This is a genomic window from Bacillus cereus group sp. MS39 (assembly GCF_040448665.1).
In the GTDB taxonomy this organism is placed as follows: Bacteria; Bacillota; Bacilli; order Bacillales; family Bacillaceae_G; genus Bacillus_A; species Bacillus_A wiedmannii.
The window spans coordinates 3,424,946-3,441,603 of record NZ_CP123058.1; the positions used below are offsets into that span (position 1 = coordinate 3,424,946).

Consider the following 16,658-nt stretch of genomic DNA (forward strand, 5'->3'; position numbering starts at 1 on the left):
GGGAGATACATCAATTATGATGCATCTCCCTTTTTTACTACTTATTATTTTTGTCGTCTATATATTCAATAGCTTCTTTTAATAGTTCATCAAAACCCTTAGGATAATCATGATTTAAATTGGGTACAACTTTAAACTCATGTTCTATATTCTTATCTCTTAATAATTGTACAAATTGCTGCGTACATTCGAAACAATCTTCATCTTGATCCCCGCACACTATATATCCCTTTATATTTTTATTCTGTAGCACTCCCAACAACTCATTCCATTCTTCAATCTCTGGAAGCCACGGCGCCACAAAAATAAAACCATCTACATCTATATCTTTTTGTAAAATTGTATACAAAGCTACTCTTGCGCCAGCAGAAAAACCACCAATTATTACACTTTCTACTGTATGATTTTCTATAAACGTAACGTAATGCTCTTTTAATTCTTCTTTCCCTCTATGTATATCGTCCCAAACAAATCCATCTGAAAACTGAATTTGCGAAGATTGTGGTAAAGCTAACGTATAATCTTGTGTCAAAACAGATTTCCAATATGGTTCTATTATTTCTATATTTTCTTGATCCCCGTGCATTGCAATAAATAGTTTTCCTTCTTTATTGCTGTCTAAATATTTCACGTCTGCTCGTTCTGTTTTCTTTGCTAATTCTTCTCTTTCTTTACATAATTGAACCATTTTATGAAACTCTTCAAATTTATGTAGTGGTGTTAAATCATCGTCCGAAATTAAATACTCATTTCCGTACCAAAATCCATTGTCCATAATAGCTTCCTTCATTATCTGTAACGCTTCTTCTTCAAGCCCCGCTGCACTCGCTAGCGCATATTTAAAATTATATATTTGCGCTTTATTCCCCACTACACCTTTAGCATGCTCCATTATATAAGTGTACGCTTCCAAACTCCCTTTATTTGTGTAACAATGTAACGTTTCATTTAATAATTGAATGTAAGTCATACTATTTTCCATACACCCATTCCCCCGTAATCTTTTATAATATTTATTTCTCAAACCTTTATACCATTCTGTAATCACTGTATATAACTCACGCTAACAATACTTAATCATTACTTCTCTTCGTCCAATAAGTTTAGTATAAAGTTTAATAAACAGAAAAATCAATATTTTTAAAAACAAAAAAAGACAACAATATATTTATTGTTGTTCTCAATACATCTACCCACTCTTTTGTTTTTTTCTGTCCGGTTTACTTGAAACTAAATAATGTTTTTCTGAAATATATAGGTCTCTTTTTAATATACGCTTCAAATATGGTCCTAATTTTATCCCGCATATAAGACGCTCTTCACTACCTTCAACAAGTGGAAACATTTCTTTTTCTGTTACGTACTGATCTACTGCTTTTTGTACGATATCAATTTCTTTAACTAGGTTTAGATTTTCTTCTGTATGTTCAAATACCTCAAGCGTTTCCTTCGTAATAAGAAAACTATTTGTTGGAAATGCAAGTAAATACGGCTTTAACAAATCATAATTTACTGTATAATCATCATTTACTAATACTGTATAAACGATATTAGCATTCGTTTCTAGAAACTTAGCCATCGCTTGTTCTAATTCATCTTTCGTAATTTCACGCTCTTCTTTTCCAGTTCTGAAAAAGCGAAACATTGCATCGCCTCCTTTTTACTATATTATAGCATAAAAGAAAACTGAAAAATGACAAAAAAAGCCATTGAACGAATTTTTCAACGACTTTTTTCTTAATATACTTATATTTATTTTAAGAACGCACTTAGCATCCATACATGTTGTTCTAATGTTGTATGAATCGCTAACAACATGTCTGCTGATGTTTCATCGCCAGCTTCGCCAGCAACTTCCATACCTTCTTTTAATTCTTGAATAAGTGCAGAGTAATCATTCACTAATGTTTGCACCATTTCTTCTGCAGATTCCTTGCTTGTCCCTTCACTCACACTAGATGTTGCAAGATATTCTTTCATTGTCGCTAGCGGTTTACCTTCCAACGCTAAAATACGTTCTGCTAATTCATCAATATTTGTTCCAGCTTCATTGTAAAACTCTTCAAATTTCTCATGTAACGTAAAGAAGTGTGGTCCTGTCACATACCAGTGATAATTATGTAGTTTTACATATAACACATTCCAGTTTGCTACCTGCTTGTTTAATACTTCAACAACATTTGTTTTCGTACTCATACAATCCACTCCTCTTATCATTTCATAATGTTTATCTTTTCATAACCTAGTTACATGTTACCATACATTTCCTATCCTTTCGAACGATTGGCTCATATGTAACAAAGTTTTAACACCTTTAATACTTCCCTAATATCTTTTAATTCATGTATGTTTTCAAACACTTCATACGTCTAATTGTCCAAGCTCATACATATGCATAATAGTAAATCAAGCTCATCGTAGTAGAAAGAGGGATAACATGGACAATCAACAATGGCAAGTAGCAAAGAAGGTCGCTGCTACTTATATTGGAACAGTCGTTGGAGCTGGATTTGCTACTGGACGAGAAATCGTTGAATTTTTTACAGTGAACGGATTATATGGAACAATTGGCATATGTGTAAGTGGATTTTTTTTTATTTGGCTTGGCACAAAGATGATGTTACTTTCATCACAAATCGGTGCATTTTCAGCACAAGAATTTAACAAATATTTATTTGGGGATGTATTTGGCAATGTTGTAAACACACTATTATTACTCGTATTATTTGGTGTAACGAGCGTTATGTTATCAGGAGCTGGGGCGGTATTTGAAGAGCAACTTCGTTTACCAAGACAACTTGGTATTTTCATTATATTGATCGCCTGTCTGATTATAGGTAGTCGCGGATTACAAGGGGTTTTTGAAGTTAATACACTTGTCGTACCTATTATGATGATTTTTATTATCGGACTTGCTATTACAACTTTTTTTCACGGTACAACTCCTATTAGTGACACTATTCCTGCAGAAAGCTGGAATATGAAGTGGATTACTAGTCCTATTACATATGTCGCCTTAAATCTTTCTCTCGCCCAAAGCGTTCTCGTCCCGTTAGCCAGTGAAGTAAAGGATCGAAAGGCCATTTTATGGGGCGGTATTTTAGGCGGTGCAGGACTTTCTTTAATTTTATTATGTAGCCATTTAGCTATTTTATCAGTCGATCAATTTTATCAATATAATATCCCAATGGCTGAAGTCATAAGAAAATTCAATGCAACTTTTCACTTTTTCTTTGTTCTTATCATTTTCGGTGAAGTGTTCACAACTTTAGTTGGTAATGTGTTCGGAATGACAAAACAAATGCAATCCATCACCGGATGGAAAAGTAACAATATTATTTTCTTCATTTTACTAATTAGTTATTGCTTTAGTTACATTGGTTACAGTGAATTACTCCACATTCTATATCCTATAATTGGATGGGTCAGCATCATTTTACTGCCAATTATTGCTTTTAAACAACTTCAAAAAACATAAAAGAAGCATCCATGTTATCGGATGCTTCTTTTATGTTCATTCACAATCATCGCATACTTCCCAGTACGGCCCCATTTCGAGTGCTAAATATGGCTTTAATTGCAACCGAATCATCCGACTAGGCATACGCTCTAAAACGAATTGAATTCCTTCTTCCTCTTCGTCTAATTCAACTTTTGAAATCGCAATTCTTTGCATAGTAGAAATAGGCATTCCATCTTTATATAAAGTGATTTTCACCTCATCATATTCATTAAAATACAATTCAACACTCATTTGATTTTTCAACAGTTCATCAACAATTTCATATTTATCATTTCGTTCCTGGATTATATATTTCCAGCCGCCTCTACCTTCTTCTTTCGGAGCTGCTTGAAATAATGTCATCAAATCCTCGTATAGCATAAGATAACCCCTCTCTTACTAAAAAACGATGAGTATTTTATATACCCTTTATCTCTATCACTATCCATATGTATTGTACCATATATCGTCGTTTTTACCGTATTCATTTGCTTCATAATTGCATGTAAAACACCTGATTCTCTTCATTATTATATGAATTGTCTCTCATTATATTTCTTAATATGCTTCTAACGCTTTCCAATCATATCAAACATAAGTAAATGCACTCTTTGTCCATCCTCCGCTTAGTATTTCCTTACAATAACAAAAAAGAAGAGTGACTTTTATCACTCCCCTTAAAAGAATTTCCCCGTAGCTACTAACGCTAATACTAGTATTAAAATTGTAAATAATAATGATACAATGAAACTAAAAATAGGTAATGCTTTCTTTTCATTCTTCTTAAAGAGTAACTTTAAACTAAGAAAGATGTTTACTGGTACAAGTATAAAATAAAAATATTTAACAATTTGCACCGAACTATTCGAAAGTGTTTTTAAAATAAACACTTCAATTAAAAAGACAATAAAAAATGAAATACTTAACCAAAATGAGACATAACTAAGCCAAGAATGTCTTTTGGTACCCCAATAAACTCCCATAGTAATCTCCTTTATTTGCATTTTATACGATTATAATTATACACAAAGCAAACAAATACCTCTATTTTTCGACAAATATTATACATGATATACCTTTAAACATCATAAAAATACTCTCTATCCCATTTCATGTTACATAATAAAAACAGACTACTCCAAAATCGCATACTGCTATTTTGGAGTAGTCTGTCCTCTGTTACACTTTAAATCTTTCAATTAACCCTTGTAACTCTTCAGCCATTTGAGATAATGTACCAGCCGCCGAACTAATCTCCTCAATGGACGCTAGTTGTTCTTCTGCTGATGCTGCAACGTTTTGAGTACTCGTCGCATTGTTCTGTGCTGTCATTGCAATTTGACCTACTGAAATAGACACTTCATTTGCACCTCTTGACATCCCATTAGCCGTTTCAACCATCGTTTTAATTTGATCTGCAATTTCATTTGTAGATAGTAAAATCTCAGTAAAGTTTTGCTTCGTTTCATTCGCAATAACAAGTCCAGATTGAACTTCTTCATTTACATGCCCCATAGATTTTACCGTCTTACTCATGTCATCTTGTATTTCACATATTAATTTACTAATTTCACTAGAAGATACACTAGACTTCTCCGCCAATTTACGTACTTCATCTGCAACAATTGCAAATCCTCTTCCGTGCTCTCCTGCTCTTGCAGCTTCAATTGCCGCATTCAAAGCTAGAAGATTCGTTTGATCTGCAATATTTTGAATGACTTCTAGTATGTCACCAATTTGTTTTGATTTATTATTTAGCAACTGTATAACTTCATCTGATTGTGAAACAGATTCTGCAATAGACTGCATTTGATTTACTGTTTTTCCGACTAGTTTCCCGCCATCTTCTGCTTTTTCACGAGTATGAGCAGAAGCGGTACTAATTGATGATGAACTATTTGCTACATGCTGAATTCCTTCTGTTACATCAAATAATAACATTGCACCATTTTCTACGCTCGTTGTTTGCGTTGTTGCCCCGCTCGATATTTCATCCATTGCCATTGTAATTTGCTCAGTCGCTTCACTCGCTTGTCTTACACTTGCCGTTAGCTCTTCTGATGCTGCTGCAACATGTCCAGCCGAAGTATTAATTCTTCCAATTAACGTTCGCAATGCATCTGTCATCTCATTGAATCCTTTTGCAAGTTGGCCAATTTCATCATTAGAATGAATCTCGATTGTTTGCGTTAAATCTCCCTCACTTATTTCTTTAGAAGTGGCAACTAATCTTTTTAATGGCTTCGTTATAGAAAGTGTCACAAAATAAATAAGTGCTCCGCCTATAACTAATGAAATGAACATAACAATTAACATATTATAAAATACAGGCTGCGCAGCTTCAATTATTTCATTTGAGTACATCGTTCCACCGATTTTCCAACCTGTTTTTACATTTGTAGCAAATACCATTTGTTTTTCGCTGCCATCATACATATATGAAAAAGCACCATGGTTATCCTCATAAATTTTCTTCGCCCAAGAATCAGCTGCTTTTTCCCCAGATTTTTCTTGAGGATGTGCAATTATTTTTTGTTTTCCATCTAAAATGAAAGCATATCCCTTTTTACCGATATTGATTAACTTTGTTGTTTTTAATAAATTATCTAAACTTAAATCTATTGCTACAACACCGTTTTTATCTTCTGCTTGTTTTGCAATTGTTACGACAATATGTCCATTTCCTTGCGCCTTATACGGCTCAGTAACGACAATACCCCCTTGTTTTGCCACTGCATCTTTATACCAAGAACGTTCTGTTGGATCATAGTCTGCTGCCATTTGTATATTTGGTTCTTGCACAAATTTCTTATCATTCCCACCAACGTATACTTGTTCAACATCTTTATTCAAATTAATATATTGAGATAACATTTTTCTTAATTCATCTTGATTATCCCCTTGATACATATTCCCTTGAATCACTCGTGCAAAATTATTTACATCGTTAAATTTCGCCTCAATCATTTGATTGATTAAATTATCTAATATTTTTATATTGTCGTGAGCACTGCTCGTAATTTGTGATTCAAAATTCTTTTTAGCTGTTTGATAAGACATGCCTCCAATAATAGAGACAGCCGCAATTAAAATGACAAAAAACGAAATTAGCAGTTTTTTTGCTACTTTCATATCACGAAACCAATTTAATAGTCTACCCATTACAAACCTCCTGCTTTTCAATTTCAATAGTTAAATCTAGCGAGTTGTAAACATTCCCCATCCCTAAATTATTATTTTCATAATCTATTACGATGAATACCTTGTAAAGTTTAAACAATTAAATTCCCTTTGTCTATATATATGAATAATATTATTATAAAATTTACAAATGCAAAAAAAGCCAAAGGGAACCACCCTTTGGCTTTTCATATTTTTTTATGCTGTTTAGAAATCTTTTTCCACTTATCACGCTCTGCTCTCGCAAGAATAGCATCTTGTTTTCTCATAAAATACGCCAGTTCTCTTTGTAATTTTTTATAGCTTTGCAAACGATTTATCGTAATAATTCCGTTATCAATTGCATTATGCACTGCGCACCCTGGCTCATTTTCATGTTTACAATCCCTAAAACGGCACGTTTTTGCTAATTCTTCAATATCAGAAAATGTTGTTTGAATTGCATCGCTTCCTTCCCAAAGCTGTAGCTCCCTCATACCCGGAGTATCAATAACTAAACCACCACTCGGTAATCGGAACAATTCACGATGAGTTGTCGTATGCCTTCCTTTACTATCTTCCTCACGAATATCTCCCGTTTTTGCTACTTCAAGTCCTATGAGTGCATTTAACAAAGTGGATTTTCCAACCCCCGATGACCCGACTAAAGCAATTGTTTTTCCTGAAGAAACAAATTGCTGCAACGATTCAATACCAGTATGCTTTAAACTATCAACGACGAAGATCGGAACACCAATTGCCACAGCTTCCGTTTCAACAATTTTCTGTTCCACGTCTTCACATAAGCTACTCTTTGTTAAAACAATAACAGGCATTGCACCACTTTCATACGCTAATAGTAAATAACGTTCTATTCTTCTTACGTTAAAATCATGGTTAAGCGCATTTACTAAAAATAGATAATCTACATTTGCTGCTATTACTTGTTCTTCCGTTCGATTACCAGCCTCTTGTCTAGAAAAAGAGCTTCTTCTTTGAAAAATACGATGAATAATTGCTTTCTTTTCATTCTCTATTTTCTTTATATACACCCAATCACCAACCGCTGGATAATCTCCCTTCGTTACTGCTTCATGCCGAAACTTTCCAGACAGCTCTGCCATATATTCACCATCATTACAAATAATTCGATATATATGTTTATGCTCTAGTAAAATACGCCCTACTTCAAAGTTCTCTACAGCTTGTTCTTCAAAAAAAGAATCCCAGCCGAATGATTCTAAAATATTTTGATTCAAATTGATATCCTCCCTAGTTTAAGCTAAGCGGAAGGATCGTGCGCTCACTTATACAGTCTCGCCCTTTCCATCCACCTTTGTATTTGGTTTATGATTCATATACGTTATTTTCGCCATAAAACATCACTCCGTTCTCATTTTAATTACTCTCATTATATGGAATATTCATTTAAAAAGCTACCTTATTTAACGCAATTTTCAAATATTTTATTTTTCATCATTCTAATTTGTCCACGGTGACTAACCTCATCTTCTAGCACATGAAACCACAGATAGTGTTGGTTATGCACTACACCGTTAGGCCACTTTCTTTCTGACATAAGCCATTCATCATCTTGTTCACTCAAATACTTCAGAGATTCTTCTCGAACACTTTGTAGAAGTTGTACATAATACTGTATTTCATTACCACGGATTGTTCTCCCCGCTTCCCCTAAATACAGTCCGTCTTCCCATATTTCTAATTCTTCTTTTGTAAAGTCGCGCTCTTGAAATGAAATAAGTTGATGGGCTTTTTCTATAGCTGCTATATGCTTTAGTAACGCTCCGATGGAATTCCCTCCACTCGTCATAATGAAATCTAATTGCTCAACAGATAGATCGTTTATTTCCTGTAATGTTACAGCCCTCGTATGCTCCAGCATGCTTACTAATTCCCCTATATTTTTTGTATAACCATCTACACTTCTTATTCGATAATCTATATTCATATCACGCACCTCTTTCTACATTCATATTAAGGAATAACCGCTTCATATAATAGACTGAAATATATCAGATTTTTCTGTTATAATTAAATTGAATACGTAATAAACCCAAACAAACTTTCTCAATATGCTTCTATGAAATATTAAAAGGAATCAATATAAAAGAATCGAATCTTATTCACTAAAAGGAGTGGATTCGATGGAAATGTATCAATGGCTAACTGCTGTTCTCGTTGGTGGCATTACCGGTTTCGTTTCCCATCTTATCAATAACCAAGGCAAGTTATTGCTTCCACGCCGTTTGAAAACTTTTTTCCACTTTGGGTTTTTGACTGATATTTTCACTGGTAGCTTAGCTGCACTTCTTGGACTCGTTTTATTCGATGTCACCTTAATAAAAGAAATTATAAAAGTATCCATTGTGACTGCTATTTCCGGTCAGACTTTCTTACTGCACCAAGCGCTTGGTGGTGAGCAGGCTAAAAATTCACAAATTGGGAAAGCTGATGAGAAGATTCAAGAAATTGACAAATTATTACGACGTTAGTCTATACTTTCTTTAAAAATTATTGCTATAATAAACAATAAATATTTTCTATTGCGTCGTTTGTCAGAAGAAAGGGTGTTTCGTATGACAAAAAAGAAAATAGAAGATTTCTTAACAAACACTGAAAAAGAGGAACTGCTAGAAAACTATAAATGTTTACGAGAAGCCCGCACAAAAAGCGAAGCTAATTATTTTGGTGAAGCAGTAGACCATCTATTAAATAAAGCAAAACAACGAATTATTAAAGATGCAGGCATACATGATGAAAATGCAGCAACAGTTCAATCAAAGAGAAAAGCACTGTTTTAGTTACATTAGCTAAAACAGTGCTTTTTATTTAGAATTTTTTCTTCTTGCCATGCTATATTCTCTCTGCCTTTATTCTTCCCATTTTTACAGTTTCAAAAGTCATATAGGCCTAGAGATCCACTTAATAATATTAGCCCGTGCAAACCATTTTAATAATAGGTTTATTAAATCGCTTCTTTTAAATCTGAATGCGGATTTGGTCCGTATTGATTGTCACTTTCTTCACTTTCAATGATAAAAAATACAAGTAAAACAACGCTACCAAACGGTACGAAATTTAATAGTTGCCACCATCCTGTTTTCCCAATATCATGCAATCGTCGTGCACCAACCGAAAAACTTGGTATAATCATTACTAACATAAATAGCAACGCAATAATAGCAACTAACACCTCTGAAAATGATGATAAAAATAACAGTAACCAAAAAATTACGATATTCGATAAACTAAAAGTCCAGTACTCTTTTCGCGTAGCTCTACCACTAAAATTCCCATAATTCTTTAGAGCTTTCAAATACCATTGCATTTAAACCTCTCCCTTTTATCCCCAATAAAATTAAAACATGTAATTATTAACAGATAAGTAGAAATATAACACAGCATTTATGTAAAATCCATATCCTAATCTAAATTATCCTCTATTAAAATAGTTTTTTCTTTCAGCATTTTTCACATTACTTTCACATCTATTTCACAAATATAAGTAGTCCTATATGTTAAACTACATATATCCTTTTCCAAGGAACTATATGCCGATATATAAATCCCTATCTTTGTAGGGATTTTTATTTTTGGATTCTCCATAACTTTGTTACAATGCCTATACACTATTTCTCTACTTTCTGTAGCTTCTGCACTTAAAAACTACTTCGTGTATTATTACTCTTCTAATATTGATTTAATATATTTCATATTTGGTTTTCAACTGACATTTTCATTGCTACACTAACTGCACTTCTTGTACTCGTTTTATTTGATGTCACCTCAACCGAAGAAATACAGCTATTTTTTATTTGAACAGGCTTTATGACGCAATTCCTGTTTCATGATTTTCAGTAAGTTTTTCACTTTTTCTAAACAATAATAAAGCAACTACATATAGGAAAGCAGTAAAACTACCTACAAATATAAAATTGTGAGATGCAGCAAATAGCAGTCCTGCTATTGCCGCTCCTATCATTTGACCAATATACATCGAAGCATTAGCAAGAGCTGCTCCTGTTCCTCTTGCTACACTGGACATGTTTTGTAAGTGCCTCATCATCAATACAAACAAAATTCCTGTCACAAAAAATAAAACAAAGAATAATAACTCCACAAATATAATGTTCTTTACATGAGGAAGTAATACATATAGCACTGCTGTAAATAGAATGCCGCCATAGAAAGAAAGGTTATAACCAATTTTATTTACGATTCTAGGACCAAAAATATTCCCAGTTAAATTCCCTAATCCTAATATGAGCATAGCTGTTCCTATTTCATGAATTTGTAAGCCAAATTGAATGGAAAGCCATACGCCAAAGAATGAAAATGCAGCAAAATTACCAGTTTGAAAAACAAAATATGCAAAATAAGAAAGTGAAACCTTTGAATCTGTAAGTAATTGTTTATAGCGTTTTAAGATATTTGTTTTATTTCCACCTATATGAACCGGTTGTATTTCTGGTAATACTACATAAATAAGAATGACAAGTAGTGCTGATAATATACCAATGACGAAGAATGGTGTAGTATAGTGTATCATTGCTACATACGACCCTACTGGTAGACCTAAAATTTGAGAGATTGATAACCCTGCTGTTGCAATCCCAATCGCCTTTACAATTTGCTCCTTCTCTATAAGGAGCGGAATAGATGCCCACACTTGTGGAGATACAAAGGCTGCACTTACACCTGCTAAAAATCTAAATGCTAGCATCCATAGAAAACCCGGTGCCATTCCACATAAAAACGTACTTAACGCAAAAAAACTCATTCCTATTACCATCACTTTTTTTCTGTTTAAGCCATCTGATATAGGACCAGCAATAAGTGCAAATCCAGCGTATCCTAAAGCATATGAACTTACCATCCACCCTGACAACTCAGTTGAAACATGATATACCTGTTGTAATGTCGGTAAAAGTGGTGAAATTAAGAAAGTATCTGTACCAATCATAAACATTATCGTAAAGAATACAGCTAGTACTCTTTTCATTTAAATCTTCTCCTTTTATATAAAAAGAGGGAACTACCCCTCTTTTTAACTAAGCTTCTAAAATAGATTCAATCTCTTTCATAACCTTTTCATTCAATGAAACTTCCACCGCTCTTACACTTTCTCTTATTTGCTCCGCTCGTTTCCCACCAGGAATAACAGTATCAATTCCTTTTTTGTTTAGAAGCCACGCTAAAGCTAAATGCGATACTTCAAGATTCATTTCTTTAGCTAAGCCTTTTAACATTTCTACTTTCTTAAAGTTACTTTTGTATGTATTTTCTTCAAAGAGATTTACACTTTGACGCCAATCCCCTTCGTTCAATTTAAAATCTTCTGTATATTTCCCACCTAGTATCCCAAAGGCAAGAGGCCCATACGGAATAAATGAAATACTTGTTTCTATACAATACGGCAAAAGTTCTTCCCCAGCATTACGATCTAACATATTATATGGTGATTGTACAACATCTATATGTCCGTGCTGATTCGCTTCTTTTAATCGCTCTACATTAACGTTAGATATTCCAATTGAACGAATTTTCCCTTCTTCTTTTAGGCGATTAAGCTCTCCAATTGAATCTATGTAACTTGTTTCAGGATTTGTAAAATGTAAATAATATAAATCAATATAATCAGTCTGTAATCTTCTTAAGCTATTTTCCACAGCATTTCTTAAATAGCTTGGTTCATTATTAATATAAACTTCTCCATTTAATAACGGCTGTATTCCACCTTTTGTAGCAAGTACAACTTCGTGGCGTTTTCCTTTCAATACTTCCCCTACCAATTCCTCTGATCTACCGAATCCGTATGAATCTGCTGTATCAAAAAATGTAATCCCTTGCTGAATAGCTTCTTCAATTAATTGTTTTCCTTCTCCCTCATTCACATCAGCATATAAATTATGTCCCCCTACAGCGTTTGTTCCTAGCCCCAACTTTGAAATATTAAGTCCTGCCTTTTGCAATTTTATATACTTCATTTTTTCTCCCCCTATATTTCTATTGTTCGAATATATTCGAACAATAGAAATATAGCACTTTGTATGTTATAGTGCAAATATATGAACTTATACAAGCAGGTGAAAAAATGCGTACTCTCTATCATCCAAATCGAGAAGAAATTCAATTCTCTTCTGTCTTATACGCACTTAGCGATCAAATTCGTTTACAAATTGTAACTATGCTACTAGAGAAAAATGAACAATCTTGTGGTGCGTTAAACATTCCAATTGCGAAATCAACTTTATCTCACCATTTCAAGGTTTTACGTGAATCCGGTGTTATGTATACACGCCTTGAAGGCACACAACGTTTCATTTCAATTCGTGAAGATGACTTAAATGCTAGATTCCCCGGTTTATTAGATGTCGTAATACATGCGACAGAACCATACTAAAAAAACATCCCACATGAATATGGGATGTTTTTTTAGTTTTTCTATTCTTTTCATACAGTAAAACTTTAATCAATGAGGACTTTGTTCATCACACACTAGAAATACATGCGTTTAATTCTTTTTTACTTTAATAATTTGATTACATTTTATACACACCATTAATATAGGGCCACCTACCTGTTTCAATTCCTGTAGTTGCTTATGCTCACACTCCTCCATATTATTACCTCCCTTATCATATAATTAGGTCATTTTGTAATTACTATAACTACTAAGTCCATTCCTAATTTAAGGTCTGAATAAAACGTTTAAATGCCGATATCCCTTCGTCATCTCGTTTAAAAACACCAGCATCTTCAAGCGCCTGTATAAATTTCCGTCCCACTTCTTCTCTTATAATCTCCTGTACATTGTGTTCATGTATCCGATTGTCATATTTGATTTTTAATTGTTCTGCCCATCGTATATGAGGCGTTGGAATATCACTTGGAATGTTAAGTAAGAATTTTTCCACTTCCTGAAGTTCTGTTTTTAAACGCGCCGGAAGTACAGCTAACCCCATTACTTCAATCAGTCCGATATTTTCCTTTTTAATATGTTGTATTTCCGCATGAGGGTGGAAAATACCTAGCGGATGTTCTTCACTTATACGATTATTCCGCAAAACAAGATCCAATTCGTACATACTATTCCGGTAACGAGCAATCGGAGTTATCGTATTATGTGGAACATCATTCGTAAATGCAAATATATTAACAGATGGATAACTATATCCCTTCCACCTCTCTAATATGTACTCCCCTGCATTTACTATTTGTTCTATGTCTTTACTTCTTAAGCGAATAACTGACATAGGCCATTTAATAATAGAACATTGCATTTCTCGAAAGTTAGTTCAAAAATTAGGTCGTTTGATGCATTTGCCATAGCAAATTCATAGTTTCCACCTTGATAGTGGTCATGTGTTAGAATGGACCCTCCTACAATTGGCAAATCTGCATTGGAACCAAGGAAATAATGTGGGAATTTTTCTACGAATTTTAACAAACGTAAAAATGTTTGACGGTCAATTTTCATATCCCGGTGTTCTGAGGACAATACAATACAGTGTTCATTAAAGTATATATACGGAGAATACTGTAGAAACCAGCTTTCATCTGTAAGGTTCATACGAATCATACGATGATTCGATCGTGCAGGGTGTCCAATTCTGCCCCTATATCCTTCATTCTCTATACAGAGTAAACATTTTGGATAATTTGTACTTTCCAACACTCTTTCTCTAGCAATTTGTTTCGGGTCTTTTTCCGGTTTTGATAAGTTAATCGTTATATCAATGGCACCATATTCCGTATTTACTTTATAATTTATATTTTTGGCAATTTGCTTCATTTGGATATAGTTGCTGTTTTTACTTAACTCATAGAAGTAATTTGTCGCAGCCTTCGGATTTTGTTCGTATTTTTCATAAAATAGAGAATTGATAACGGACGGTTTGGACATAAAAACATCCATAATTGCACTTGCTAAAATCTCCTTCTCGTCCATTACTGCCTCAATGACTTTATGCATACAAGCATATTCAATTAACTCTTCCAATAACTCCGAAATTGCTTTCTTTGCGGGTGCGGGTGCGGGCGCTGACGCTTCCACTACAAAGTCATCTAAACGAAGTAAGGAAAGGATTTGATTCCTTGTATATATTTCATCTTCTTTTTCAATTAATTGAACTTCAATAGCACGATCAATTAACTGCTGGATAGCTTGATATATCATCAGTATATACCTCCTCTAACCTTATAGCGGTTTTCGTTGTTACGATGCCAGTTCTATGTACCTTTTATAATTTTATGAACAGACGTACGGCATAACCACCAGCCTAATATACATTTCGTAAAAAAAAATTAAATACTAGATTCCCCAGTACATGCAACAAAACCATACTAAAAAAACATCTCCTATGAATAGGAGATGTTTTTTTAGTATTTGCTATTCTTTTAATAAATCTATTAATCCATTACCTTCAGATGTACGTTCATACCCTAAAGGTACAGTTCTTTTAATAAGTTGTGCATATATTTCTGGCTCTGATAACTTTCTACCATATTCTCTCTCACACTGCTTAATGAGTAAGGCCAGCGCTCCAGCAACATGCGGTGTCGCCATAGAAGTACCACTTAATACAGCATATTTCCCTTCAGGATACGTAGATAATATTCCATCGCCTGGCGCCACTAAATCGATTTCTTGATTTGAATTACTAAAACATGCGATTTTCCGTTCTAAATTAACAGCACCAACTTCAATTACCTCAGAATAAGCACCTGGGAAGTCTAGCTCCTCCGTGTTATCATCGCAATCTCCATTATTTCCAGCAGCACATACAACGAGAACATCATGTCTTACCGCATTTTGAATTGCTTCATGTAATTCCGGAACGTCTTGCGGGCCACCAAGTGACATGGAAATGACTCTAACTCTTTCTTTATTAGGCCCTCTCCAATTTACAGCATAATGAATCGCCTCAATAATTTGCTCATAACTCCCAGAACCATCTCCCGCTAAAACCTTTAACACTAGCATTTTAGCAAGTGGTGCCACTCCTAAAACACCGACACCATTTTCAGTCGCTGCAATTGTCCCCGCTACATGAGTACCATGTCCGTTGTTATCAAGATAAACATTTGGATCCCCTTCGTAATCTTTCGTGAAATTTCTTCCGCCGATAATGCGATCCTTTAAATCTATATGATTCATATCACACCCTGTATCTAATACGGCAACGACAATATCTTTTCCTTTCGCACTCTTCTCCCATACTTGTGGAGCATGGATGAGTTGTACACCTGGTGGAATTTCATTTACTTGTTCAATCACCTTGTCTACTGTAAAAGGAATCAATTGTATACCTTTTTGTTTATTCGCTGTACTACTGTTCCTCATCGTAATCCCTCCTGAAAATATATTATTTTCATTTCAGACCACTTTTGAAAACGTTTAAATGTAACATTCGTTTTATTTGCTTCTTTTTCCTTCCTTAAAAATATTTCTCAATATAGCTTACTAATTTTATACTACTCTTTGATTTATCTCGTAATTTTTAAGCACCAAAAATCCGATTGGTACAACTAATAACCAAAATAAAAGGACCAATTTAATGGTCCTTTTATAGTTTTTAAAGAATGATATGAAATTTAAAAAATAATATAAATTAAGACTAAACCTCACTCTTGTTTAAAAACTTCTCTATTTCTTTTATTAAATGTTTCGCTCCATCTATACTAACAGTAATGTTTCCATTTGCTAATGATATGTTTTGATCTGAAACATCACCTGTTATTTGACAAGCATTGTAAGGTTGATATTTTTGTAAAATGACTTTATCTGCTTCTACGAAAATTTCAAGTGGTGATTTGATTTGGATCCCTAATACTTCTCGTAACTCTTTAGGAATAACAATTCGTCCTAATTCGTCTACTTTTCGAATAATTCCTGTTGCTTTCATATTACTCCCCCCTTACTTTCTATTATTTTTTTCCACCTCGCTCTTTCCATTTTATCACTTTTTGGTAA

At 33.9% G+C, this 16,658-nt stretch carries 17 protein-coding genes and 1 pseudogene; 4 read left to right on the forward strand and 14 right to left on the reverse strand.

All coding sequences use genetic code 11. The features are described from left to right. Window positions 1-37: 37 nt before the first annotated feature. The 3 genes from QEP67_RS17945 to QEP67_RS17955 form a co-directional block, all read right to left on the reverse strand. A complete protein-coding gene (locus QEP67_RS17945) occupies window positions 38-982 on the reverse strand; it encodes a hypothetical protein (protein ID WP_000431769.1) in 945 nt (314 codons plus the stop codon). Between the two features lie 207 nt (window positions 983-1,189). Further along, a complete protein-coding gene (locus QEP67_RS17950) occupies window positions 1,190-1,645 on the reverse strand; it encodes a DUF3939 domain-containing protein (RefSeq protein WP_000488201.1) in 456 nt (151 codons plus the stop codon). A gap of 107 nt (window positions 1,646-1,752) precedes the next feature. After that, entirely contained in the window at window positions 1,753-2,196 is a 444-nt protein-coding gene (locus tag QEP67_RS17955; protein ID WP_000105195.1) for a Dps family protein, read from the reverse strand. A gap of 241 nt (window positions 2,197-2,437) precedes the next feature. Here QEP67_RS17955 and QEP67_RS17960 point away from each other — a divergent pair, with 241 nt between their 5' ends. Further along, window positions 2,438-3,478 carry a membrane protein gene (locus QEP67_RS17960; RefSeq protein ID WP_000370199.1) on the forward strand — a complete coding sequence of 347 codons (1,041 nt, stop codon included), beginning with the start codon at window positions 2,438-2,440 and terminating at the stop codon, window positions 3,476-3,478. A gap of 36 nt (window positions 3,479-3,514) precedes the next feature. Here QEP67_RS17960 and QEP67_RS17965 read toward each other — a convergent pair whose 3' ends face one another. The 5 genes from QEP67_RS17965 to QEP67_RS17985 form a co-directional block, all read right to left on the reverse strand. Next, a complete protein-coding gene (locus QEP67_RS17965) occupies window positions 3,515-3,883 on the reverse strand; it encodes a DUF3979 family protein (protein ID WP_000965083.1) in 369 nt (122 codons plus the stop codon). Window positions 3,884-4,179: 296 nt separating this feature from the next. Then, the gene (locus tag QEP67_RS17970) at window positions 4,180-4,485 is read right to left on the reverse strand and encodes a hypothetical protein (RefSeq protein ID WP_000539573.1); all 306 of its coding nucleotides are present in this window, start codon (window positions 4,483-4,485) and stop codon (window positions 4,180-4,182) included. Between the two features lie 196 nt (window positions 4,486-4,681). Beyond that, window positions 4,682-6,664, reverse strand: a complete 1,983-nt coding sequence (locus tag QEP67_RS17975) for a methyl-accepting chemotaxis protein (RefSeq protein WP_064056297.1) — start codon at window positions 6,662-6,664, stop codon at window positions 4,682-4,684. A gap of 206 nt (window positions 6,665-6,870) precedes the next feature. After that, window positions 6,871-7,920: a ribosome small subunit-dependent GTPase A gene (gene rsgA, locus QEP67_RS17980; protein ID WP_001073065.1), complete on the reverse strand. Its 1,050-nt coding sequence runs from the start codon at window positions 7,918-7,920 to the stop codon at window positions 6,871-6,873. Between the two features lie 182 nt (window positions 7,921-8,102). Next, the gene (locus QEP67_RS17985; RefSeq protein ID WP_001018111.1) at window positions 8,103-8,630 is read right to left on the reverse strand and encodes a DinB family protein; all 528 of its coding nucleotides are present in this window, start codon (window positions 8,628-8,630) and stop codon (window positions 8,103-8,105) included. A 196-nt stretch (window positions 8,631-8,826) separates the two neighbouring features. Between QEP67_RS17985 and QEP67_RS17990 the strand changes: the two genes are divergently transcribed. Continuing rightward, window positions 8,827-9,174 (forward strand): DUF4257 domain-containing protein, encoded by a 348-nt coding sequence (locus QEP67_RS17990; RefSeq protein ID WP_000426319.1) that lies wholly within the window; start codon window positions 8,827-8,829, stop codon window positions 9,172-9,174. 84 nt (window positions 9,175-9,258) lie between these two features. After that, complete coding sequence (locus tag QEP67_RS17995) at window positions 9,259-9,483, forward strand: hypothetical protein (protein WP_000162604.1); 225 nt, start codon at window positions 9,259-9,261, stop codon at window positions 9,481-9,483. Between the two features lie 164 nt (window positions 9,484-9,647). Here the strand turns inward: QEP67_RS17995 and QEP67_RS18000 are convergent, their stop codons facing one another. From QEP67_RS18000 to QEP67_RS18010, 3 genes are all read right to left on the reverse strand, one after another. After that, the gene (locus QEP67_RS18000; RefSeq protein ID WP_061671837.1) at window positions 9,648-10,010 is read right to left on the reverse strand and encodes a DUF805 domain-containing protein; all 363 of its coding nucleotides are present in this window, start codon (window positions 10,008-10,010) and stop codon (window positions 9,648-9,650) included. Window positions 10,011-10,508: 498 nt separating this feature from the next. After that, window positions 10,509-11,684, reverse strand: a complete 1,176-nt coding sequence (locus QEP67_RS18005) for an MFS transporter (RefSeq protein WP_075311021.1) — start codon at window positions 11,682-11,684, stop codon at window positions 10,509-10,511. Window positions 11,685-11,733: 49 nt separating this feature from the next. Continuing rightward, window positions 11,734-12,669, reverse strand: a complete 936-nt coding sequence (locus tag QEP67_RS18010; RefSeq protein ID WP_048566543.1) for an aldo/keto reductase — start codon at window positions 12,667-12,669, stop codon at window positions 11,734-11,736. Between the two features lie 107 nt (window positions 12,670-12,776). On the opposite strand from QEP67_RS18010, the gene QEP67_RS18015 reads away from it, so the two are divergent. Then, window positions 12,777-13,085, forward strand: a complete 309-nt coding sequence (locus QEP67_RS18015) for a helix-turn-helix transcriptional regulator (RefSeq protein WP_001259916.1) — start codon at window positions 12,777-12,779, stop codon at window positions 13,083-13,085. A gap of 283 nt (window positions 13,086-13,368) precedes the next feature. Here the strand turns inward: QEP67_RS18015 and galT are convergent. The 3 genes and pseudogenes from galT to QEP67_RS18030 all read right to left on the reverse strand — a co-directional run bounded on the left by galT (window position 13,369) and on the right by QEP67_RS18030 (window position 16,590). Continuing rightward, window positions 13,369-14,861: pseudogene (gene galT / locus QEP67_RS18020) on the reverse strand (UDP-glucose--hexose-1-phosphate uridylyltransferase). A 213-nt stretch (window positions 14,862-15,074) separates the two neighbouring features. After that, on the reverse strand, window positions 15,075-16,028 hold the full coding sequence (locus tag QEP67_RS18025) for a serine protease (RefSeq protein ID WP_001246218.1): 954 nt from the start codon (window positions 16,026-16,028) through the stop codon (window positions 15,075-15,077). Window positions 16,029-16,302: 274 nt separating this feature from the next. Beyond that, a complete protein-coding gene (locus QEP67_RS18030; protein WP_000648283.1) occupies window positions 16,303-16,590 on the reverse strand; it encodes an AbrB/MazE/SpoVT family DNA-binding domain-containing protein in 288 nt (95 codons plus the stop codon). Window positions 16,591-16,658 lie beyond the last annotated feature (68 nt).